General features: G+C 62.8%; 26 protein-coding genes. 10 read left to right on the top strand and 16 right to left on the bottom strand.

Annotation, left to right across the window (positions count from 1 at the left end; genetic code table 11):
• Nucleotides 1–5 precede the first annotated feature (5 nt).
• The 3 genes from lptC to RQP55_RS09785 are packed head-to-tail and all read left to right on the top strand — an operon-like array spanning nt 6 to nt 2,437.
• The gene (gene lptC, locus RQP55_RS09795) at nt 6–650 is read left to right on the top strand and encodes an LPS export ABC transporter periplasmic protein LptC (RefSeq protein WP_315610009.1); all 645 of its coding nucleotides are present in this window, start codon (nt 6–8) and stop codon (nt 648–650) included.
• Complete coding sequence (locus RQP55_RS09790; RefSeq protein ID WP_315610008.1) at nt 650–1,186, top strand: LptA/OstA family protein; 537 nt, start codon at nt 650–652, stop codon at nt 1,184–1,186. Before lptC ends, RQP55_RS09790 begins: the two co-directional genes overlap by 1 nt.
• Before the next feature lie 21 nt (nt 1,187–1,207).
• Entirely contained in the window at nt 1,208–2,437 is a 1,230-nt protein-coding gene (locus RQP55_RS09785; protein ID WP_315610007.1) for a WcaI family glycosyltransferase, read from the top strand.
• On the opposite strand, the gene RQP55_RS09780 is transcribed toward RQP55_RS09785, so the two are convergent.
• Entirely contained in the window at nt 2,409–2,744 is a 336-nt protein-coding gene (locus RQP55_RS09780; protein ID WP_315610006.1) for a hypothetical protein, read from the bottom strand. The two genes, RQP55_RS09785 and RQP55_RS09780, sit on opposite strands and share 29 nt — an antisense overlap.
• Nucleotides 2,745–2,956: 212 nt before the next feature.
• Nucleotides 2,957–5,560 carry a DNA mismatch repair protein MutS gene (mutS, locus tag RQP55_RS09775; protein WP_315610005.1) on the bottom strand — a complete coding sequence of 868 codons (2,604 nt, stop codon included), beginning with the start codon at nt 5,558–5,560 and terminating at the stop codon, nt 2,957–2,959.
• Between the two features lie 109 nt (nt 5,561–5,669).
• Here mutS and RQP55_RS09770 point away from each other — a divergent pair, with 109 nt between their 5' ends.
• The gene (locus RQP55_RS09770; protein WP_315610004.1) at nt 5,670–7,955 is read left to right on the top strand and encodes an NADP-dependent malic enzyme; all 2,286 of its coding nucleotides are present in this window, start codon (nt 5,670–5,672) and stop codon (nt 7,953–7,955) included.
• Nucleotides 7,956–7,988: 33 nt separating this feature from the next.
• Here the strand turns inward: RQP55_RS09770 and RQP55_RS09765 are convergent, their stop codons facing one another.
• The 7 genes from RQP55_RS09765 to dksA all read right to left on the bottom strand — a co-directional run bounded on the left by RQP55_RS09765 (nt 7,989) and on the right by dksA (nt 13,495).
• A complete protein-coding gene (locus tag RQP55_RS09765) occupies nt 7,989–8,753 on the bottom strand; it encodes a sulfite exporter TauE/SafE family protein (RefSeq protein WP_315610003.1) in 765 nt (254 codons plus the stop codon).
• 114 nt (nt 8,754–8,867) lie between these two features.
• Nucleotides 8,868–9,599 carry a tRNA (guanine(46)-N(7))-methyltransferase TrmB gene (locus tag RQP55_RS09760; RefSeq protein WP_315610002.1) on the bottom strand — a complete coding sequence of 244 codons (732 nt, stop codon included), beginning with the start codon at nt 9,597–9,599 and terminating at the stop codon, nt 8,868–8,870.
• 94 nt (nt 9,600–9,693) lie between these two features.
• Entirely contained in the window at nt 9,694–10,389 is a 696-nt protein-coding gene (gene ctrA / locus RQP55_RS09755; protein ID WP_147089957.1) for a response regulator transcription factor CtrA, read from the bottom strand.
• A 138-nt stretch (nt 10,390–10,527) separates the two neighbouring features.
• Nucleotides 10,528–10,962 carry a DUF4112 domain-containing protein gene (locus tag RQP55_RS09750; RefSeq protein ID WP_315610001.1) on the bottom strand — a complete coding sequence of 145 codons (435 nt, stop codon included), beginning with the start codon at nt 10,960–10,962 and terminating at the stop codon, nt 10,528–10,530.
• A 45-nt stretch (nt 10,963–11,007) separates the two neighbouring features.
• Nucleotides 11,008–12,477, bottom strand: coding sequence for an ABC transporter substrate-binding protein (locus RQP55_RS09745; RefSeq protein ID WP_315610000.1), 1,470 nt, complete (start codon nt 12,475–12,477; stop codon nt 11,008–11,010).
• Between the two features lie 68 nt (nt 12,478–12,545).
• Nucleotides 12,546–12,905: a PilZ domain-containing protein gene (locus tag RQP55_RS09740; RefSeq protein ID WP_410000283.1), complete on the bottom strand. Its 360-nt coding sequence runs from the start codon at nt 12,903–12,905 to the stop codon at nt 12,546–12,548.
• Nucleotides 12,906–13,036: 131 nt separating this feature from the next.
• Nucleotides 13,037–13,495, bottom strand: a complete 459-nt coding sequence (gene dksA / locus RQP55_RS09735) for an RNA polymerase-binding protein DksA (protein WP_315609998.1) — start codon at nt 13,493–13,495, stop codon at nt 13,037–13,039.
• A 291-nt stretch (nt 13,496–13,786) separates the two neighbouring features.
• Between dksA and RQP55_RS09730 the strand changes: the two genes are divergently transcribed.
• On the top strand, nt 13,787–14,125 hold the full coding sequence (locus RQP55_RS09730; protein ID WP_315609997.1) for a hypothetical protein: 339 nt from the start codon (nt 13,787–13,789) through the stop codon (nt 14,123–14,125).
• A 3-nt stretch (nt 14,126–14,128) separates the two neighbouring features.
• Here the strand turns inward: RQP55_RS09730 and RQP55_RS09725 are convergent, their stop codons facing one another.
• The 5 genes from RQP55_RS09725 to RQP55_RS09705 are packed head-to-tail and all read right to left on the bottom strand — an operon-like array spanning nt 14,129 to nt 17,366.
• Nucleotides 14,129–15,259, bottom strand: coding sequence for a GNAT family N-acetyltransferase (locus RQP55_RS09725; RefSeq protein WP_315609996.1), 1,131 nt, complete (start codon nt 15,257–15,259; stop codon nt 14,129–14,131).
• Entirely contained in the window at nt 15,256–16,035 is a 780-nt protein-coding gene (locus RQP55_RS09720) for a glycerophosphodiester phosphodiesterase family protein (RefSeq protein WP_315609995.1), read from the bottom strand. The genes RQP55_RS09725 and RQP55_RS09720 overlap by 4 nt, the downstream gene beginning before the upstream one ends.
• On the bottom strand, nt 16,007–16,477 hold the full coding sequence (locus RQP55_RS09715) for a RidA family protein (RefSeq protein ID WP_315609994.1): 471 nt from the start codon (nt 16,475–16,477) through the stop codon (nt 16,007–16,009). The genes RQP55_RS09720 and RQP55_RS09715 overlap by 29 nt, the downstream gene beginning before the upstream one ends.
• Nucleotides 16,474–17,100: an HAD family hydrolase gene (locus RQP55_RS09710; protein WP_315609993.1), complete on the bottom strand. Its 627-nt coding sequence runs from the start codon at nt 17,098–17,100 to the stop codon at nt 16,474–16,476. Before RQP55_RS09710 ends, RQP55_RS09715 begins: the two co-directional genes overlap by 4 nt.
• Nucleotides 17,097–17,366 carry a DUF3572 domain-containing protein gene (locus tag RQP55_RS09705; RefSeq protein ID WP_315610147.1) on the bottom strand — a complete coding sequence of 90 codons (270 nt, stop codon included), beginning with the start codon at nt 17,364–17,366 and terminating at the stop codon, nt 17,097–17,099. Before RQP55_RS09705 ends, RQP55_RS09710 begins: the two co-directional genes overlap by 4 nt.
• A 36-nt stretch (nt 17,367–17,402) precedes the next feature.
• On the opposite strand from RQP55_RS09705, the gene RQP55_RS09700 reads away from it, so the two are divergent.
• The 4 genes from RQP55_RS09700 (at nt 17,403) to RQP55_RS09685 (ending at nt 20,148) form a co-directional block, all read left to right on the top strand.
• Nucleotides 17,403–17,780, top strand: a complete 378-nt coding sequence (locus RQP55_RS09700; protein WP_315609992.1) for a response regulator — start codon at nt 17,403–17,405, stop codon at nt 17,778–17,780.
• Between the two features lie 75 nt (nt 17,781–17,855).
• A complete protein-coding gene (locus RQP55_RS09695; protein WP_315609991.1) occupies nt 17,856–18,095 on the top strand; it encodes an acyl carrier protein in 240 nt (79 codons plus the stop codon).
• A 98-nt stretch (nt 18,096–18,193) separates the two neighbouring features.
• On the top strand, nt 18,194–19,393 hold the full coding sequence (spt, locus tag RQP55_RS09690; RefSeq protein WP_315609990.1) for a serine palmitoyltransferase: 1,200 nt from the start codon (nt 18,194–18,196) through the stop codon (nt 19,391–19,393).
• On the top strand, nt 19,393–20,148 hold the full coding sequence (locus RQP55_RS09685) for an SDR family oxidoreductase (RefSeq protein WP_315609989.1): 756 nt from the start codon (nt 19,393–19,395) through the stop codon (nt 20,146–20,148). Before spt ends, RQP55_RS09685 begins: the two co-directional genes overlap by 1 nt.
• Here RQP55_RS09685 and RQP55_RS09680 read toward each other — a convergent pair.
• On the bottom strand, nt 20,138–20,770 hold the full coding sequence (locus RQP55_RS09680) for a glutathione S-transferase (RefSeq protein ID WP_315609988.1): 633 nt from the start codon (nt 20,768–20,770) through the stop codon (nt 20,138–20,140). The two genes, RQP55_RS09685 and RQP55_RS09680, sit on opposite strands and share 11 nt — an antisense overlap.
• On the bottom strand, nt 20,767–21,402 hold the full coding sequence (locus RQP55_RS09675; RefSeq protein WP_315609987.1) for a YqaA family protein: 636 nt from the start codon (nt 21,400–21,402) through the stop codon (nt 20,767–20,769). The genes RQP55_RS09680 and RQP55_RS09675 overlap by 4 nt, the downstream gene beginning before the upstream one ends.
• A gap of 176 nt (nt 21,403–21,578) precedes the next feature.
• Here RQP55_RS09675 and RQP55_RS09670 point away from each other — a divergent pair, with 176 nt between their 5' ends.
• A complete protein-coding gene (locus tag RQP55_RS09670) occupies nt 21,579–21,815 on the top strand; it encodes a hypothetical protein (RefSeq protein WP_315609986.1) in 237 nt (78 codons plus the stop codon).
• Nucleotides 21,816–21,827: the final 12 nt, after the last annotated feature.

Raw genomic sequence — 21,827 nt, 5'->3', positions numbered from 1 at the left:
GCAGCATGACCGAGGCAGCCGACCGGATCCGCGACCAGCGCCGCCAATGGGCCGCGCCGGGCGGTTCGCATGACCGGCTTATCCGTATCCTGGCGCGCTGGCTGCCGGGTGCCGTGGGCGTGGTCGCAGCAGCCATGGTCCTAGGCCCACTGTTTCCGCGCGGCGAAATAAGCTTCCTGCTGGATCGCAACAAGGTGGCGACCACGGATGACCGGCTGGTTGTTGCCAACGCGATGTACCGCGGCGAAGACAACGAAGGCCGTCCCTTCACCGTGACTGCGGCCAGCGCCGTACAGGTTTCCGCCGCCGATCCCATCGTGCGGATGAAGGGGATGGTTGCGCGGATCCTGATGAACGATGGCCCGGCCGAACTGTCTGCCCAGGGCGGCAATTACGATTATGACCGGGAAGCAGTCGATGTCGCGGGGCCCGTCACTTTCACCGCTGCTGATGGCTATCGCATGACCACTGGTCATGTTGCTATCGATTTGAAAGGCCAGCGGGTTCTTGGGGATGGTGGGGTCAGCGGCGCCATACCGGCTGGCACTTTTGCGGCACAACGGTTAGTAGCCGATCTCAATGCGCGCACGATTGCGCTCGAAGGCAATGCCCGGCTGGTTATGACCCCGGGCGAACTGAGGATGCCATGATGGCCGATGCTTCGCTGACTCGCCTTGCCCTGCGCTCACTGCTGGGTGGCTTTGCGATTGGCGCGATCGGCCTGCTGGCGATTGGCCAGTCCGATGCCCAGACGCTGGGCGGGCACAATAGCAACGCCCCGGTCAGCTATGCCGCCGACCGGATCGAGCTGCAGGACCGCCAGAACCGCGTCGTTCTGGCCGGCAATGTCAAGATCAGCCAAGGTGACCTGCAACTGTCTGCCGATCGCACAACCGTGGCCTTTACCGACCAGGGCAGTCTGCAGATTCAGCGGATCGACGCGACCGGCGGAGTCTCGGTCGATCGCGGCAATGAAAGCGCGCGCGGCGACGCGGCGATTTATGATTTCAACCGCCGGGTCATCACCCTGGCGGGCAATGTGGCGCTGCGACGGGGCAGTGACACGCTGAACGGGGGGCGGCTGGTGATTGATCTCAACAGCGGAATTTCCAGTGTCGATGGCCGCGGTTCTGCTCAGACGGGCGGACGGGTAAGCGGAACCTTCGCCGTGCCCAAACGCAACTAGCCCCGGCCATCAGGAACGGCGATGGGTCCGCCTTCCCTGCTCATCATCGGGCTCAACTACACCCCGGAGCCAGTCGGCATCGGGCCCTATACGGCTGGCTTGTGTGAAACGCTTGTCCGGTCAGGACATCGCATCACGGCGATCGTCGGCAAGCCCTATTATCCCCAGTGGCTCGCCGACCCGGCCTATGCGGGTGGCTGGCTTGAGGCCGAGCAAAATGGCGTGCGGCTGGTTCGCTGCCCACACTATGTACCGCGGAATCCAACCGGCATCAGGCGCTTTGCCCACCTGATCAGCTTTGCGATTTCGGCGATGGTCCCCGCCGTGCGGATTGCATTGCGCGATCGTCCGCAGGTGGTGTTCTGCGTGGCCCCGGCATTGGTCAGCGTCATCACGGCAATCTTGGCAGCGTGGCTGTGCGGTGCACGATTGTGGATCCACATCCAGGACTTCGAGGTTGAAGCCGCCTTCGCCACTGGATTGATGCGTAAGAATAGCCTGCACGGGCGCATCGCACTGTGGCTTGAGGCGTGGCTGCTGCGCCAGGGCGATCGGGTTTCAACGATCAGTCCGCAAATGCTAGCCAAGCTGGGCGAAAAGGGCATCCCCCAAGAGCGGCAGTTCGAACTGCGCAACTGGGCGGATGCCCGTTTTGCCAGCGACCCCGCCGGCGCCGATGAATTGCGCTGCGAATGGGGCCTGACTGGCAAGACAGTTGCGCTCTATTCGGGCAACATCGCCCGCAAGCAAGGGATCGAAATCCTGATCGATGCGGCATGTCTGCTACAGCACCGCCAGGATATCGCCATCGTAATTTGTGGCGAGGGGCCGAACCGAGCCGCACTGGCTGAACGGGCCCGCAGCCTTGGCAATATTCAGCTACACAACCTGCAGCCAGTAGGGCGAATGGGGGCCATGCTGACTATGGCGGACCTGCATCTCTTGCCGCAGATCGCGGGTGCGGCTGACCTAGTCCTGCCATCGAAGCTGACCAACATGCTCGCCTCGGGCAAACCCGTGATCGCCACCACTGACCCGGGTACCGGCCTTCATGGCGAAATAATGGGATGCGGCATTTCGGTCCCCCCGGGCAACGCGACGGCGCTTGCCGAAGCCATAATCGCGCTCGCTGACGATGGACAGCGCCGCACTGCTCTGGGGCAAGCTGCCAGCTGCCGTGCTGCTGAACGTTGGCAGCAGGATGCGATCCTGGCCAGGACCGCTAAGGAGCTAGAGGTGCTGGTAAGCTAGGCTGTCCGGCCGGGACGGCAGAAGCGGCCGGGGCGGGTTCAACCGGGTTCGGATCAAAGGGTGCCGTATCCATCAGCGGCTCTCCGAACTTGGCCAACTCCTCGGCTGGCTCGCTCTCAGCAGGGGCAGGTTGGGGTTGCGGCGTAGCTCTTGCCACCGCGGCATTAGCTGGCATCGGCGCTTGCGCACGCAGCCGAGCGAGCGACTGTTCATAGCCATCGTTATCAGAGACGAAAGCGCTGGCCATGAAACTGATGCCGACTACCCAGAACAGTGCGAAGCGCCAGTCCCGAAACAGGCGTCCCATCTCAGTTGTCCTTTGCCCAAGGCGAATGGTGGGCGGGCGCCGTCGTGGCTGGTTGCTGTTCCGGGTCGTTGGGCGCGGGAACCGAACAATAGGCCGTTGCCAGAATGCCCAGCGACCATGTCACCGCTTTCCAGCGACTTTGGAAGACAGTTGTAATGCGGGGCCCGAACATGAAGCCCAGACTACTCCACGGCCGTTAACAAAGGCTTCCGTTAGTCCTCTGCGCCTGCCTGGAGCTTAAGCTCATAGAGCAAATCGAGCGCATCGCGGGGGCTGAGAGCATCGACATCAAGACCCTTAAGTCGCTCGCGCAGGGTATCAACCAGATCAGCCCGGGCTTCGGCGGCGACAGCAAACAGCGGCAGATCACCCAGCCCGGCGGCCAGGCCGCCGGTCTGAGCCCGGCCCTTCTCGAGCCGTTCCAGCACGGCCTTAGCACGCGACACCACCGGAGCCGGCACACCGGCCAGTTTGGCAACCGCAAGGCCATAGGAACGGTCCGCAGGCCCTTCGGTCACCTCGTGCAAAAGCACGAGATCACCCTTCCATTCCCGGGCCCGGACATGGTGGAGCGAAAGTGCCTCGCAGCTTTCAGCCAGCCGCGCGAGTTCGTGGTAATGGGTCGCGAACAGGCAGCGGCATTTATTGGTCCCATGCACGGCCTCGACCACCGCCCAGGCAAGAGCCAGGCCATCGTAAGTGGAGGTGCCGCGGCCCACTTCATCGAGGATGACGAAACTGCGTTCAGTCGCCTGCGCAAGGATCGCCGCAGTCTCGACCATTTCGACCATAAAGGTTGAACGCCCGCGTGCGAGACTGTCTGAGGCGCCGACCCGACTGAACAGGCGATCGACCAATCCAATCCGCGCCTGTTGGGCCGGGACAAAGCAGCCGGCCTGAGCGAGCAGCACGATCAGGGCATTCTGGCGGAGGAAGGTGGACTTACCGCCCATGTTCGGTCCGCCCACCAGCCAGAGCCGATCCTGCGGCAACAGGTGGCAATCGTTAGCAACAAACCGCTCACCCTTGGCCGCTAGCGCGGTTTCAACCACCGGATGCCGTCCGCCAGAAATTTCGAGACAGGCATCGTCCACCACTTCGGGCCGGGTCCAGCCGCCTTCCGCCGCCCGCTCGGCCAGGGCTGCGGCAACGTCGATCCGCGCCAGCGCCGCGGCGGTGACGGCAATGGCCTGACAACTGCCCACTGCCATAGCGACCAGGTCTTCAAAATGGGCTTCCTCAGCCGCAAGGGCGCGGCCGCCGGCTTCGGCGATGCGCGATGCTTCTTCGTGCAGGGCAACGGCATTGAAGCGGACTGCGCCAGCCATGGTCTGGCGGTGTGTGAAACCACTGTCCGGCGCCATCAGGGGATCAGCCCGACCCGCTGGCACTTCGATGAAATAGCCAAGCACCCCGTTGTGGCGCACCTTGAGCGCAGCGATCCCGGTCTGGTCGCGGTACTTCGCTTCAAGCAGGGCAATCGCGCGGCGGGCATCACCAGAGATGCGACGCAACTCGTCGAGTGCATGGTCATAGCCTTCGGCGATATAACCACCCTGCCCGCGTTCGGTCGGCGGACTGGCAACCAGTGCGCGGCTGAACAGGTCAACCAAGGCACCATGCCCGGCAAGCGCGGGCAGCAGTCTATCAAGCAGTTCGGGACGGTCCTGCCGGTGCTGCAAATGGTCGTGAATGCGCCGCGCTTCCGCCAATCCATCGCGTAACTGTCCAAGATCACGCGGACTGCCGCGGCCAGCCACGATCCTGCCCAGCGCGCGGCCAACATCCGGTGCAGCGCGCAGGACTGCGCGCAGATCCCCGCGCAGCAGGGCATCGTCGTGCAGCCATTGTACCAGGTTAAGGCGCGCCGCGATCATGCCCGCATCGGTCAGCGGTGCGGCCAGGTCTTCAGCTAGCTGCCGGGCGCCAGCCCCGGTGACACAGCGGTCGAGCGCCTCTACCAGGCTACCCTTGCGGCTACCCTGACTGGAGACAAGGATTTCAAGGCTGGCGCGGGTCGCCTCGTCCATTGCGAGATGGGCTGAATGCCCCAGAACAACCGGGGGGAGCAGCAGAGGCAAACGCCCCCGGCCAACGTGCTCGAGATAGGCAATCAGGCCGCCAGCCGCGGCCAGCATCGCGCGCGAAAACTGCCCGAATCCATCGAGCGTGGCAACGCCGTGGACCGCCTTGAGCCGGGCCTCACCGCCGTCGCTGGAAAAGGTGCCGACCGGCCGCGCAATACCATCGGGCGGGAAAGCCTCCCAGCCATCGGGGGCAACCACTTCGCTGGCCCCCAGCCGGGCCAACGCCGCGCCAAGCCGCTCGGGCGGGCATTCTTCCAGCTCCATCCGGCCAGTCGAGATGTCGCAGGCAGCGATGCCACAGGTGCCGCGCACCTCGCAGATCGCGGCCAGCACATTGGCCCGCCGCGGTTCGAGCAAGGCTTCTTCGGTCAAGGTTCCGGCGGTGACGAAACGAACGATGTCGCGCGCGACCAGCGCCTTGGACCCACCGCGCTTCTTCGCCTCTTCGGGGGTCTCGGTCTGTTCAGCGATTGCCACCCGGCAGCCGCCCTTGATCAGCCGGGCAAGGTAACCCTCGGCCGAATGGACTGGCACACCGCACATCGGGATCGGCACTCCCATGTGTTCGCCGCGACTGGTCAGCGCGATGTCGAGGATCTGGGCCGCCCGCTTGGCATCATCGAAGAACAGTTCGAAGAAATCACCCATGCGATAGAACAACAGGCAATCCCCGGCCTCTGCCTTCAGCGCCAGGTACTGCGCCATCATGGGGGTTGCTGCTCCACTCATCCCAAACGGTTAGCCGCTTGCGGACGATTCGCCCAAGCGGGCAAAGGCAGCTTTCCCCTATCCCGTCACGCCGAGTTCCGTTAGGGCGGCCTCGACTATGGAGGTACCGGTGTCCGACGAAACGAACCCGCGGGATGAGAACAACAAGGTGAGCTTCACCGAGCGTGAAGCCTTGTTCTATCACAAGACAATCCGCCCGGGTAAAATCGAGATCATCGCATCGAAGCCGATGGCCACCCAGCGCGACCTGAGCCTGGCCTATTCGCCGGGCGTGGCCGTGCCAGTCCAGGCGATCGCCGACAATCCGGCCGATGCCTATGAATATACAGCACGCGGCAACCTGGTTGCCGTGATTTCGAATGGCACCGCGATCCTGGGCATGGGGAATCTTGGCGCGCTGGCTGCCAAGCCGGTGATGGAAGGCAAGGCCGTGCTGTTCAAGCGGTTCGCCGATGTCGATTCGATCGACATCGAACTGGCCAGCGAAGATCCCGATGCGATCATTGAAGCCGTAGCCATGATGGAGCCCAGCTTCGGCGGCATCAATCTGGAGGACATCAAGGCGCCCGAATGCTTCGTGATCGAGCAGGCCCTGCGCGAACGGATGAAGATTCCGGTCATGCACGATGACCAGCACGGCACGGCAATCATCGCCGCCGCCGGCCTGGTCAACGCCTGTTATCTGACCGGCCGCGAGTTCAAGGACGTGAAGGTGGTAGTCAACGGCGCCGGCGCATCGGCGCTGGCCTGCACCGCCCTGATCAAATCGATGGGCGTGCGGCATGAGAACGTGACCGTCTGCGACCGGTCGGGCGTGATCTATCGCGGACGCGAGTCCGGCATGGACCAGTGGAAGAGCGCCCATGCGATCGACACGACGGCCCGCAGCCTGGAAGAAGCACTGGTCGGCGCCGATATCTTCCTTGGCCTGTCTGCCGCTGGCGCGCTCAAGCCCGAATATGTCGCCAAGATGGCCGAACAGCCGATCATCTTCGCCATGGCCAACCCCGATCCGGAAATCCGGCCGGAAGATGCCAAGGCGGTGCGCCCCGATGCGATCATCGCCACGGGCCGTTCGGACTATCCGAACCAGGTCAACAACGTGCTGGGCTTCCCCTTCATCTTCCGCGGCGCGCTTGATGTGCGGGCGACCGCGATCAACGAAGAGATGAAGATTGCCGCCGCGAAAGCCATTGCCGAGCTGGCGCGCGAACAGGTGCCGGAAGAAGTAGCCGCAGCCTATGGCAAGAAGCACCAGTTCGGGACCGACTACATCATCCCGGCTCCGTTTGATCCGCGGCTGATGGAGGTGGTGTCCTCTGCCGTGGCCAAGGCGGCAATGGATACCGGCGTTGCGCAAAAGCCGATCGAGGACTTTGACGCCTACCGCCACAGCCTGAAGGCGCGCCTCAACCCGACGACTTCGGTCCTGACCCAGGTTTACGAGCAGGTGAAAGCCAATCCCAAGCGGGTGATCTTTGCCGAGGGGGAGGACGAGGTCGTCCTGCGCGCGGCGATCCAGTACCGCGATTTCGGCTATGGCGAGCCGGTGCTGGTGGGGCGGACCGAACAGGTCAAGGCCAAGCTGGTCGAATTGGGGGTTGAGAACCCGGACAGCTACCAGATCGAAAATTCGGCGGTCAGCGAATACGTACCTGCCATGGTCGAGGCGCTTTATGCCAAGCTGCAGCGCCGCGGCTTCCTGGAACGCGACGTGCGCCGCATGGTCAACCAGGACCGCAACGTCTTTGCCTCGCTGCTGCTCAAGCTTGGCGTTGGCGATGCCATGGTCACCGGCAAGACCCGCACCTTTGCGCAAACCATGCGTGAAGTCCGGCAGGTGCTGGAGCCGCAGGAAGGGCGCCTGCCCTTTGGCATCCACCTGATGATCGGCAAGAATTACACGGTGTTCCTGTCCGACACGACCGTGAACGAGCGGCCGAGCGCCGAGGAACTCGCTGTCATCGCCAAGGAAACCGCCGCCGTCGCCCGCCGTCTGGGCCATGAACCGCGGGTGGCCTTCCTGTCCTATGCCACCTTCGGCAACCCGCCGGGGCGCTGGCTGGATTCGATCCGCGGTGCCGTTGCGATCCTCGATGCCGAAAACCCCGGCTTCGAATACGAAGGCGAAATGGCCCCCGATGCGGCGCTCAACCCAACAGTCATGCAGAACTATCCGTTCAGCCGCCTGACTGCGCCAGCCAACGTGCTGGTCATGCCGGGGCTGCAATCGGCCAACATCTCGGCCAAGCTGCTGCGCGAACTGGCGGGCAATGCGACGATTGGCCCGATGCTGATCGGGATGGAAAAGCCGGTTCAGGTTATCCCGATGACCGCGATCGCACCCGATATTCTGACGCTGGCAGTACTGGCAGCTTCAGGCGTGGCAGGCTGATACCGGCATCTGCCGCGCCGGGGTTTGGTCCACTCAACCCCAGGCGCGGTAGACGCCGTAACTGCTGGTCAGCGTCAGCACGATTCCGACCAAGATCAGCATTGTCTTGGGAGGGAAATGCTTGGCAGCCCAGGCACCCAGCGGGGCTGCGGCAACGCCGCCGATCAGCAGACCCAATGTGGCCCCGGCGACATCGGCAAAGCCCAAGTGCCAGATGAATGCACCACTGATCGTCAGCGTCAGGAAGAACTCCACGGAATTGACCGTGCCCACGACCTTGCGGGGATCGGCGCCCTGGATCAGCAGGTTTGATGTGACGACCGGACCCCAGCCGCCGCCGCCGGCTGCATCCAGAAATCCGCCGACCAGCCCCAGCGGCGCCACCAACCCGGCCTCGCGCAGCTTGGGCGGATAGAACAGCCCGCGCCACAGCAGATAGAGCCCGACCCCGGCGAGGTAGGCCAGCACAAAGGGCTTAACCACTTCGGCGTTAAGCGAGGTCAGCACATAGGCCCCGCCGATACCGCCCAGCACTCCGGGAACAAGCAGGCCGAAGAACAGGCGTTTATCGATATTGCCGTGGAGCAGATGGCTGATGCCGGACGTAGCGGTCGTGAAGCATTCAACCAGATGAACCCGCTGCGATGCCTGCGCCGGCGGCACGCCCAGGACGCCGACGAGCAGGGTGTTCGAAATCACCCCAAAGGCCATCCCCAGCGCGCCATCGACCAGCTGAGCAGCGAAACCCACCCCGATGAACGGCAACAAATAGGCAAGATCGATTGCGCCAAGGTCCATTGACCGACTCCGCAGTGGATTTGTCGATCAAAAAACTAGAGTTAGCCAAGTGGAGGCGCCAGAAAGTTTTTCACGCCAGCGCCGAAGCGAAATTATCCTGCGGTGGCTGGTTGATCAGCCGTCAGTCAGTGGGCGCCGACGATAGCGGAAGTACCAGACTTCGTGGCCATAAACGGTGCGTGCCTTGTGTTCATAGCGGGTTTCGGGCCAGCCGCCCGGCCGCCTCTGGAAATCCTGCGGCTGGTCGATCAGCCATTCGAACTGATCAGCGTGGCGCCGCATCACCATCAAGGCGTGGCGGACGTAGATCGGATGGTCGGTCCCGAAGCGGAATTCGCCGCCCGGCTTCAGCTTGGCCGCGAACAGGTCCACCGGTCCATCGTTCATCATCCGCCGCTTGGCATGGCGCGCCTTGGGCCAGGGATCGGGATGGAGCAGGTAAAGGAACGAGAGCGACCCGTCGGGAATGCGGCGCAGGACTTCCAGCGCATCACCATGGTGAATCCGGACATTGCCGAGCGGCGGGTGCGCACCATGGTCCCCCGAAACGTGGACCAGCGCCTGGGCGACGCCGTTGATGAAGGGCTCGGCGCCGATGAAACCGTGATCGGGCAACATATCGGCCCGCGCTGCCATGTGCTCGCCACCGCCAAACCCGATTTCGAAATGGAGCGGGCAGTCCTGCCCGAACAGGCGTTCGGCCGTAACCGCACCCTCGGCCGGAACAGCGATCTGCGGCAGCAGTTGATCGACCAGCTCTTGCTGGCCGGCCCGCAGGGGCTTGCCCTTCGAACGGCCGTAAAGGCGGTTGATCGTGGTTGGATCGCCAAGTTTGTGCGCGGTCATGGAGCGCGCGCTTAGCGGCTGTCCCGGAACGCCGCAACGAAAACGGCCCGCCTCACGCGGAGACGGGCCGGATTAGCCATCACGATTGAAGCAATCAGGCCGCGACGGCCTCTTCGCCCGGATCGCGCAGCACATAGCCGCGGCCCCAGACAGTCTCGATGTAGTTTTCACCGCCGCAGGCATGGGCCAGCTTCTTGCGCAGCTTGCAGATGAAAACGTCGATGATCTTGAGTTCGGGTTCGTCCATCCCGCCGTACAGGTGGTTGAGGAACATTTCCTTGGTCAGCGTGGTGCCCTTGCGCAGCGAGAGCAGTTCCAGCATCGCATACTCCTTGCCAGTCAGGTGGACACGGGCGCCATCGACCTCGACGGTCTTGGCATCCAGGTTCACGGCCAACTTGCCGGTGCGGATGATCGACTGCGAATGGCCCTTTGAACGGCGCACCACAGCGTGGATGCGGGCAACGAGTTCCTCGCGGTGGAACGGCTTGGTGACATAGTCATCGGCGCCGAATCCGAAGGAGCGAACCTTCGAATCCATTTCCGAAATGCCCGACAGGATCAGCACTGGAGTTTGGACCTTGGCAACGCGCAGCTTCTTCAGCACGTCATATCCGTGCATGTCGGGCAGGTTCAGGTCGAGGAGGATAATATCGTAATCGTATAGCTTGCCGAGATCCAAGCCCTCTTCGCCCAAGTCGGTCGAATAGACATTGAAGCCTTCGGTGGTCAGCATCAATTCGATAGCCCGGGCCGTTGTCGGCTCGTCCTCGATCAGCAGTACGCGCATGGGTGGTTCCCCTTTGCCCCGTGGTCAGCAATGACCCCTTCAGCAGGGTCAGTACCTGTCATTAACCATATGACCAATGAAGAGGAAAGGTTAATTTGCTGTAAATGGCCGGAATCAGGCGATTTGCGTAGTAGTGGACTAGCCTTCGATCAGTTTTGACGCAGGGTGATATTCGTCCAAATGCCTACGGATAATCCGTAGATTTCGGGTGTTGGAGCGATAGAACAGGTCAAAAAGATCGCCTGCCAGAGGCACTGCGCCAAGTGCCGCATCGAAACCGAGATTGGCCAACATTCGCCACAGACGCCAGCGCGACAGACCAAGGTTGCGGGCTTCCCAGACAAGGTAGAGGCCCATCGCCGCGGTCACAAGGTCGCCTGCCACGGGAATCAAACCCACGATGGCATCCAGTCCGACCTTGCGCCGCAAGAGCGGAATTGCGACCGCCCCTTCAAGCATGCGCTCCAGCGCTTCCACCCTTCGCCGCACTGAAAGCGGATCTGTGCCAAGGGGCAGGTCAGCGATCAGCCGCTCGGGCCGGCCAGGCTGGGATGGAGGCTTGAGCGTGTCCATCGTTTGGCATTCCCGTTTTACCGCAGGTCACAGCGCCCGCCTTGCCTACTTGGGAAGCATCGCCAACGGCATCAAGGGATGGATGTTCCAAGGATTGGGCATGAAACCGGTTGCCTTACCGCTGACCAGCGACCAGCGGATCGGCACGCCCAGTGGTATGTAGCTATTGGCGATGGTCAATTGGGCTTCAGCCTGAGCAAGCAGATCGGCCCGCTTCGCCGGATCCGATTCAACCAATGCCAGGCCAGTCAATCGATCCGCACTGGCGCTGCACAGCACCCGCATATTGGCGCAGCTCAGCTGGTTAAGGAACCAGCTGGCCCGAGGATAGCGCGCGACCGTGTCAACTAGCCGGAGGTCGGCCGGGGCACTATCGCGCACTTGCACCGCGTCTAACCCGATTGCCTTGAAGTCCTCTGCCAACCGCGCAAACAGTTGGTCGCTGCCAGGCCCGGACGGCAAGGCAATACGCAATCGCGGTGTTTTTCCGTTCTTGACCCAGCGCGTAACACGCGCGGACGCAGTGGTGCGGCGTTCGGCCAGCGACTGGCCAGGCCAACGTTCGCCAACGGTACCATTGTCATCGCCGGTGCCGGGATTGACGATCCGGGTCGTCGCAATCCACCCGCCAATGTTAAGCGTAGCGCCAAGAGCATCCCGATCGATCGCCATCGCCAGGGCTTCGCGCCGTTCTGGTGCGGACAGAAAACCCTGCGGGTTGACCACCGCCAGCCCGAACAGTCCGGCCACTGGATCAAGCCGGATCGCCCCGCGCGCAATTCCGCTGGCGTCCAACCGCGGAAAATCTGCCAGCCGGCCGCCCAGGACAAGATCTGCCTCGCCCGCATTAAACCGCTCAACCGCCCGCGGTGCGGTCATTGCAACAAGGCGAAGTTTCCGGCTTCGTTCGGCCCAGTCCTCGGTTTGCGGCAATCCGCGGTCTTCGGGTGGGATCGGTTTCAGCAATAGCGCCCGCTTTTCGCGGGTCTGGCGCATCGGTCCGGCGCCGCGCCCTTTGCGCATCAGGCCCAACTCCGGTTGAGCGAGCAATTGCAGGAAATCGGGTTGAGGTTGACGCAGACGGATCTCTACCACTCGCCCGGCCATGGCCCTTACTTCGTCAATTCCTGCGAGGTCTGCGCCAAGCGGCGTGCCCCGGACCGAGCCGATCGCCTGCTGCAATGCCGCCCGCGCCGAATCGCCGGTCAGCGGGGTCTTGTCTGGCCAGGTTCCGTCTCGCAGACGGAAAATGTAGCTCAGGCCATCGTCCGTGACGATCCAGCGGTCGGCTAGAGCGGGGATGACACGGCCCTGCTCATCAAAACCAACCAGTCCCTCGGCTGTGGCCGAGCGAACAAGCTGCGCCGCCAGCGGCAAACGTGCACCGCCGACGAACGGCGAACCCGGATCCCCGATCACGGCCACTTCGACAGGGCGATCGGACGCAGTATCACAACCGGCCACGAGAAGGGCCAGAACAGGTCCGAACAGACTGGACAACAGGCGCGGAGTCATCGTTCCCGGCACCTAACCGATTACGGTCACAACCAACAGCGCCTAATCGCGCCGCTGATTACGATCGGTCAAATCTTGCGCAGCTGGCTTGGCTCGATGGTCGCCAATGGTGGGCGCACGTAGCGCGGAGTGCTCTCTCCCTGGCCCACCGGCGCACGGGCGAGCTTGGGGTCGATCTCGTCCCGGAACGCGATGCCGCAACGGTTATCCTGAACCCAGGCAACCGTGCCTTCAACCCAGCCGATATTGCGCAGCTGGACCCACACGACCGCTCCGCGCTGAACTGCCGGGCCGCCATCGGCCATCAGGCCGCCGGCGGAGACATTCCGGACACGAATCTTGTGATCACCGCTGACACCATCGATACGCAAATCAGCCAATAGAAAGAGGCTGTCGCGCACAATCTGTCGATGCTCGTTTCCGCCCATAGCCGTAACCATAGTCCCACTCGAAGCCTAACCGGAGCGACCCGTCCGCCCCGAATAGCTGGAGCGGAATGGTGGAAGGCTAAAGGACAACGGCAAACAAGCGGTTAACGCGGCACGACGATTTGTCCGGATCAATCGTCGCGGGAGACCTTTTCCCGCCGCTCGTGGGCTTCCTGGGCTTCAACCGTCATGGTGGCGATCGGCCGGGCAGAAAGGCGGCCAAGTCCAATTGGCTCACCCGTCACCTCGCAATAGCCATATTCGCCTTCCTCGATCCGGCGCAGCGCCGAATCGATCTTGGCAATCAGCTTGCGCTGGCGATCCCGGGTCCGCAATTCGATGCCCCAGTCGGTTTCGCTTGAGGCACGGTCATTAAGGTCAGGTTCGCGGATTGGGCCTTCTTGAAGCTGCTGCAACGTATCTTGTGCTGCAGAAAGGATCAGCTTTTTCCATTCAAGCAGCAGGCGTCGGTAATAATCGAGCTGCGCTTCGCACATGTATTCTTCGGCTTCGCTGGGCACATAATCACCCGCGATCGCCCGCTTTGCCTTGGCAAGAACGTCAATTTCATCGCCGAGAATCGTCGCCATAAACTCTCCACCTGACACCAGCCGAACCCGCGAGGTCCCCGCCGCCCCGGGTTTTCCCGTAGGCCACCGACGCCGGCGTTTGCCGGGCCTATAGTGGCGGCCATGCCGCCGCACAAGCGACAATGGTCGTGTCTGGTCGCACCGCGGGGCCGGTTTGGCGAGCCCGTTCACCGCCCAGGTCACTGTCTGCAAAAAGACTTTTGCGCACGTTAACCTTTTGTTGAGCACGATCCGCAAGAGTTGCGAGGTCCGCCGAACGCGCTGTTTGGCGTAAACACAGGGGTCAAAGAGATGAGCACCAACTGGATCCACGCCGCCGCGTTCGGGACGAGCGAAGCTGTCGAAACCACGAGTGAAGATTTGCTGGTTGCAACCTGTCTCGCCGCGGCAGCCCAAGGCGATGTCAGCGCCTATTATGATCTGGGGGTTGCCTATTCGACCGGCAGTCACGGCGTCGATTGCGACCTGATCGAAGCCCACAAGTGGTTCAATCTGGCCGCTGCTTCGGGCCATGCCGAAGCCGCCATGTGCCGCACCGACATTTCCGATGAAATGACCGCACGCGAGATCGCCGAAGCCCAGCGCCGGGCACGCCAGTGGCTATCCGCGACCGCCCGCAAGGCCGCTTAAGATCTATTCTTTCCGAAACGGCGCACGCTCGGCCAGGTAGAGCCGGTCCTGCGCCACCCCTTGCCGCTCGCGGTCAAGGAAATCGGCCACAGCCGTGCGGAAGCCGGGATGGACGATATAATGAGCTGACCAGGTTTCGACTGGTTCATAGCCGCGCGCCAATTTGTGCCCTCCCTGCGCGCCAGCTTCCACGCGCATGAGGCCAAGGGCAATCGCCACATCGATGGCCTGATAATAACACAGCTCGAAATGCAGGAAGGGTTTGTCGAGCACAGCCCCCCAATAACGCCCATAAAGTGCATCGGCGCCGATGAAATTGAGTGCCCCGGCCACCGGTCGATCTTCAATGAAGGCCATGACCAGCAGGATCTTGTCCGCCATCCGCTCGCCCAGAAGGGTAAAGGCCTCTCGGGTCAGGTAAGGGCGGCCCCACTTGCGCGACCCCGTATCCTGGTAAAATGTCCAGAAGGCATCCCAGTGTTCTGGCAGAATTGCCGCACCGGTCAGATGGCGGATCTCCACCCCTTCCTGCGCCGCAGCGCGTTCCTTGCGGATATCCTTGCGCTTGCGGCTGGATAGTGCAGCCAGGAAATCGTCAAAGCTCGCATAGCCGCGGTTTTCCCAGTGGAACTGGATATCGCTGCGCAGCAGCCAGCCGGCCGCCGCGAACAGCGAAACCTGCTCGGGCGCGATGAAGGTGGCGTGGGCTGAGGACAGGCCGTTGTCCTCGCAGACCTGCTCGGCCGCGCGGAGCAAAGGCGCGGCCAGTGCCGAATCGGCGAGCAACAGGCGTGGTCCCGTCGCCGGGGTGAAGGGCACAGCGATCTGAAGTTTGGGGTAATAGCTGCCGCCAGCCTGATGCCAGGCATCTGCCCAAGCGTGATCGAAGACATACTCGCCCTGGCTGTGCGCCTTGAGATAGGCCGGCAGCGCCGCCGCGATCCTGCCATCGGCACCGGCAATCGTAATCGGCACGGCATCCCAGCCGGTGCCGGGGCCGACCGATCCGGAATCCTCAAGCGCGGTCAGGAAAGCATGGGAGAGGAAGGGGTTTCCCGCAATAAGTGCATCCCATTCGTCCGCCGGCAATTCGCCAACGCCGCGCGCGATCCGGGCTTCAAATGCAACGCTCACGCGACGCCCGCGCCCTCCGCGATCGGGGCGTCGGCATGGGCAGCTGCCCTTTCGCGGCATTCGGGACTACGAACCGTCCAGGTGGTGACCGGAAGTCCACGCCTGCGCTGAGCGGCAGCGAAACGGCTTGGCAAGTCACGCACATCATAAGCCAGGAAATCCGGGCGCGCATGCCACAGTGACAGGTAGCGCCGGACCATCCCGGGCAGCGCCTTGTCATTCTCTTCGGTCACGACCAACCCGCGCACGGTAAGCGGCGAGTGCGCTGCAAACCACCGGACAATCCGGGGATCAAAGCTCATGATCGCATGCGGATCCTGGTAACCTTCAAGGACCCTGCGGACTGACATGCACAACGCAGGAATCCGTTCGGGCTTGCCCTTGGGCGACTTGATTTCGATCAGCAGCGGCACCTTGCCGGCCACCTGATCGAGCAATTGCCGCAAGGTCGGGATCGTATCGTCGCCAGCGGTCAGCTTTATCCGGCCGAGCTCTGCCGCGCTGCGGTCAGCCAGTCGGCCTTGTTCGGCGGTTAGGCGATCAAGCGTGGCATCGTGGAAGACCATCGCCAGGCCATCGCTTGATAGCTGGATATCGCATTCGATCCCCATCCCGCGGGCAATCGCGGCCGCAAATGCAGCAGGGGAGTTCTCAGGCAATCCTGCCCCATGCAGGCCGCGATGGGCATAACCACACTGCCCCAGCCAGCCGACCTTGGCCGGGTTCGGCGGCGGGCTGAGCCAGTTATCAATTGCCGCGAAGGGCAACGATAGCATCCACTTCAACCGCGCAGCCCAGCGGCAGCGCCGGCACACCCACAGCGGCGCGGGCGTGCTTGCCAGCTTCACCAAAGACGGCGACCATCAGTTCCGAAGCGCCGTTCACCACCTTTGGCTGGTCGGTGAAATCGCCGGTGCAATTGACGAAGCCACCCAGCTTGACGATCCGTTCGACGCGGTCGAACGAACCAAGCGCGGCCTTGAGCTGGGCCAGGATCATCAATCCGCAGCCCTGGGCGGCGCGAACCCCGTCTTCGACCGAAAGGTCATCGCCCAGCCGGCCCTTCACCAGCGCGCCATCGACAAACGAGACCTGGCCAGAAACAAACGCGTGCCCGCCCGAGACAACCACTGGCACATAGGCTGCCACCGGGGCGGCGGCTTGCGGCAGGGTCAGACCCAGTTCGGCCAGCTTTGCGTCAACTTCAGCGTCTGTCATGCGTTCACTCCAATTCGTGTCAGCAGCCACGGCAGGGCATGATCCCAGGTATCGATCCGGGCATGGGCGTGGCCAGCCTCGAAAGCACAGGCAATATGCGGGGCCAGGGTTGGCTCGCCGCAAAGGTGCAGCCGGTCGATATGGGGGGCGATTTCCTTTACCGAGCCGTGATGCTGCGGCAGGTCATCGATGAAGACCGCATGGCTCGGCTGGTATTCATCAAGGATGGCTTGCAAGGCGGGGCCCTTGGGACCCTGGTTGGTGAAGACGCGGGCATGAATGCCGTGATTGGCCAACTGCTGGGCGCGGGCCGCATTGTGGTTGTCGGTCAGATTGGTCAGGATCACCACGTCGGCATGCTCGGCCAGGGTGTTCATCGCCTGCACCGCCCCGGCAATCGGGGTCTGGCGGTGCATCTCGTTATCGAAGAAGCCCTGCAGGAATTCCCAGATTTTTGGGCCTTCCACCAGCTCGCCGCTGTCTTTCCAGCGCACCGCTTTCGCAAAATCGTTGCCGACCATCGAAAAGGTAACGCCCTGCGTCTCGTTGAGCCACTCGGCAAAGGGAACGACCATGTGCAGCAGCACTTCGTCGCAGTCGGAAATGATCAGCGGTTTCGTCATGTCAGTGCATCCCGTGCCGCGATCAGGGCCAGCGGCGCAACCCCCAAATGATCGGCGGCAGCACAAAGGTCAGGTTCGTGGGCGCTCAGGAAATCGAGCACGGCCGCCAGGACCGCCGGATCGCCCAGCCCGGTCCGCAGCGTATCGACGGTCATGCCGGTCAAGGCCAGCAGCCGTTCGGCGCGCGGACCATCAGACAACACCCAACCGAGCGCAGCAAGCGCCAGGGCGTGCGGGTCGTCCGGGGATTTGGTGTCGCGAAGAATTGCAGGCCTCTGGCGTAACAGTGTAGGGCTTTGCGCATGGCAAAGCGCATCCTGGTTGTCGAGGACAACGACCTCAACCGCAAGCTGTTCTGCGACGTGCTGAAAAGCCAGGGCTATGCCGTGGAACCCTGCGCCGACGGGCTCGAGGCACTCGACAAGGCGCGCAGCTTTGTTCCCAACCTCATCATTATGGACATCCAGCTGCCCAATGTTTCGGGGCTGGATCTGATCGAATCCGCCAAGGCCGACGCCGTGCTGCGCGCAATCCCGGTACTGGCCGTCACCGCTTATGCCGGCAAGGGCGATGAAGAACGCATTCGCGATGCCGGGGCCGAAGGCTATTTGGCCAAGCCCGTCTCGATCGGGCCGTTCATGGCGGCGGTCAAAGGGTTGGTCGAAAAGGCCCCAGCTTGACTTTTCAGCGCTTACGCCGCTTTTCCGCCCCATTCATCGGCCAGAGCGCCGCAAATCCTATCGGAGCATAAGAACATGGACCGCGCCGCAACCGCCGCAAAGATCGCCGCGATCATCGAACCCTTCAACAAGAAGGGCGTTGAGATCACCGAAGCCAGCACCTTTGCCGGTGACCTGGAATTCGACAGCCTTACCGTGATGGATTTCGTGGCTGCGATTGAGGACGAATTCGACATCATCATCAGCATGAACCAGCAGGCCGAGATCGAGAATTACGGCCAGCTGATCGATGCCGTGGTTAAACTGCAAGGATAAGGACTGCGCCCGCTCGTGCTGAGCTTGTCGAAGCACAGTGCCACACCGTCGGGCCTTCGACAGGCTCAGGCTGAGCGGGAATTGGGGATGAAAAAAGAATGACTGACCTGTTCTCCAAGTTCGACCCGCTGATCGAGCTGCGCACCAACCTGCTGTCGCAGGGCCAGGAAGACCCGTTCAACCTGGTGATGGAGCGCGTCGTCTCGCCGACCGAGGCGATTTGCAACGGGCGCCAGACGATCCTGCTGGGCACCTACAACTACATGGGCATGACCTTTGACCCCGACGTGATCGCGGCGGGGAAGCAAGCGCTCGACGAATTCGGAGCCGGCACCACCGGCAGCCGCGTGCTCAATGGGACCTATGCCGGGCACAAGGCCGTGGAAGAGGCGCTCAAGGAATTTTACGGGATGGACCATGCCATGGTCTTCTCGACCGGGTACCAGGCCAACCTCGGGATCATCTCCACCGTGGCCGGCAAGGGCGATTACATCGTGCTCGACATCGATAGCCATGCCTCGATCTGGGATGGCTGCAAGATGGGCGATGCCGAAGTGGTGCCGTTCAAGCACAATGACATCGAGGCGCTGGACAAGCGGCTGGGCCGCATTCCCGAAGGTGCGGGCAAGCTGGTCGTGCTGGAAGGCGTCTATTCGATGCTGGGCGATATTGCCCCGCTCAAGGAAATGATCGCCGTCGCCAAGAAGCACGGCGCAATGGTGCTGGTCGACGAGGCGCACTCGATGGGCTTCATCGGCCCCAACGGACGCGGCGTGGCCGAGGACCAGGGCGTACTCGACGATGTTGATTTCGTGATCGGCACTTTTTCCAAGTCGGTCGGCACGGTGGGCGGCTTCTGCGTGTCCAACCACCCGAAGTTCGAAATCCTGCGGCTGGTCTGCCGGCCCTATGTCTTCACCGCCTCGCTCCCGCCAAGCGTGGTCGCAACCGCCTGTACTTCGATCCGCAAGCTGATGCACGCCGGCAACAAGCGGGCGCACCTGTGGGAGAATTCCAAGGTCCTGCACAAGGGGCTCACCGAGGCCGGCTTCCAGCTGGGCACGACCGAGCCGCAATCGGCGATCATCGCCGTGGTCATGCCCGACCTTGAGAAGGGTGCGGCGATGTGGGAGGCGCTGCTGAAGGAAGGGCTCTACGTGAACCTGGCCCGCCCGCCCGCCACCCCCGCCAACATGACCCTGCTGCGTTGCTCGCTTTGCGCCGAACACACGGCGGAGCAGGTTCAGACCATCATCGGCATGTTCGAGCGCGCCGGAAAGGCCGTGGGGATCATCTGATGCGCCTGGCCGGCAAACGCTGCGTCATCACCGGCGCGGCGCAGGGGATCGGCAAGGCCATTGCCCAGCGCTTCGCCGCCGAGGGTGCGAGCCTGCTGCTGGCCGATATCGACGGTCCGCGGGTGGCAGCACTGGCGGCAGAGCTGAGCCAGCAGGCCTTTGCCGCTGATGTGTCTAAAAAGGCCGAGGTCGAGGCGCTGATTGCCCAGGCAGCCAAGCTGTGGGGCGGACTGGACGTGCTGGTCAACAATGCCGGGATCACCCATGCGGCGAACCTTGATGACCTGACCGAGGACGACTTTGACCGGGTCTTCGCCACCAACCTCAAGTCGGCACTGTGGGGCACCCAGGCCGCGGCGCGGCTGATGGGGCCGGGTTCGGCAGTAATCAACATGAGCTCGGTCAATGCTGTGCTCGCGATCCCCAACCAGATTCCCTACGTCGTCTCCAAAGGGGCGATGAAGCAGCTGACCAATGTCACCGCGCTGGCGCTGGCCGCGAAGGGCATCCGGGTCAACGCGATCGGCCCTGGCTCAATCGAAACGGAAATGCTCGCCGGAATTCTGGCCGAAGATGAAGCAGCCCGATCACGGATCCTAAGCCGCACCCCGCTTGGCCGTTGCGGCACGCCGGATGAAATCGCCGGAGTCGCGCTGTTCCTTGCAGGCGATGACAGCTCTTACCTGACTGGCCAAACGATCTACCCCGACGGTGGCCGGCTCGGGCTCAATTACACCGTGCCGATCACAGACTAGACTCGTTACCCTGCGCTGTCTTGGCGCGCTGAAAGGCGGGGCGGCGGCTCAGCCGGTCGAGATAGGCCATGGCCGCTTCGGGCACCTGTGCTTCCAGCCCGGTCGACAAGGCCAGCATCACCGCATAGCCCAGCGAAACGTCGGCCATGGTGAAACGCCCAGCGCAGGCAAATTCCGGCCCCATCAGCTTGATCGCGTTGTGTAGGCGGGCCCCGAACCACTGGGCATAGTCCGCCGCCGCTTCCGGGCAGCGGCCCGGTTCAAGCCGGGTGTAGCGCAGGTGGATCGTCTGCGGGAAAGTCAGCGTCGCCTCGCCCATCACCAGGAAGTTCATGTAGCTGGGATAGTCCGGCTCTTCAGGCGAAAGCGCGAGATCGGATGGGCCGAAGCGGGTGGCGAGCACGTGCGGGATCGCCGCGCTTTCGGTCATCAGCTGGCCATCGATCAGACAGGCAGGGACCGTGCCAAGCGGGTTCACATCGCGATAGCCTTCTACCCTTGCACGCGGCGGAAACGGCATCAGGGTCAGATCATAAGGCAGGCCCAGTTCCTCCAGCGCCCAGAGCGCGCGGAACGAGCGAGCATCGGCACAGTGGTAAAGCTGTATGCGGGCTTCGCTCATGGCTGCAGCGCAGTCACGGCCGCGCACTTGGCGCTCGACTGCTGCCCACCACCGCCGAGATAGGCAATCGCGATGAAGCCCCCGACCACCACGGCCACGAAGCCGGCCGTCGCCAGGCCCAGGTACTTGTCAATGAAGGCCTTGATCGGAGCGCCAAACAGGCGGAACAGCACGCCAACAATCATGAAGCTGATCGCCCGGCTGACGATGCTGGCCAGGATGAACGGCACGAGCGGCATGGCAATGAAGCCGGCGGTAAGGGTCAGCAGCTTGAACGGGATCGGGGTCGCCCCCTTGATCATGATGATCTCCGCGCCGTATTCGCGCAGGTAGCATGCCGCCTTGGGAAAACTGTCCGACAGGCCCAGCAGCGCGAGCAACTGGGTGCCAACCGTATCGAACAGCAAGTGGCCGATTGCATAGCCAAGCAGGCCCCCGGCCACCGAGGCAAAAGTGGCGATCAGGGCAAAGCGGATCGCCTTCTTGGGCTCGGCCAGGCACATCAGCCCCAACAAGGGGTGTGGCGGGATCGGGAAGAAGCTCGCCTCGACAAAGGCAAACAGCGCCAGCCACCATTCGGCGTGCGGGTGGGCGGCCTTGGCCATGGTCCAGTCGTACAGGCGGCGTAGCATAGCGATCCCCTTGGTTGCGGGCTGTTTAGAGGGGCTGGACCGAGCCGGCAAGCACGAGCTCACTTAACCATTTTGGTTATTTGTTCTTGACATTGTAACGCTGTTTCGGTACATATTGAGAACATCGCGATAGACCGATTCGGATCGGCCTGCCGCTTTCCCAAGGAGCACTGATCATGAGCACGGCAGGCGATGCGCCGCAGGCCGCCGCGCGCCCGCGGCGCGGCCCGCGCAAGAAGAAGAGCATCCGGATTCCGCGCCTGCTGCGCGAACAAGGACACGAAGGTTCGCTCAACAAGCATTTGATCTGCCCCCTTCTGAGTGGCCCAATTTCTATTTTAGGAATGGCCACGAAGGAGGAATGGAATGGCAAGAAAGCACAAGCCGGAAGACATCATTGGCAAGCTGCGTGAAGCGGAGATCGT

The sequence above is a fragment of the Novosphingobium sp. APW14 genome (assembly GCF_032337075.1).
Classification (GTDB): Bacteria; Pseudomonadota; Alphaproteobacteria; order Sphingomonadales; family Sphingomonadaceae; genus Novosphingobium.
Note: the sequence above shows the minus strand (reverse complement) of the source record. Positions and strands in the feature narration are given on the sequence as shown.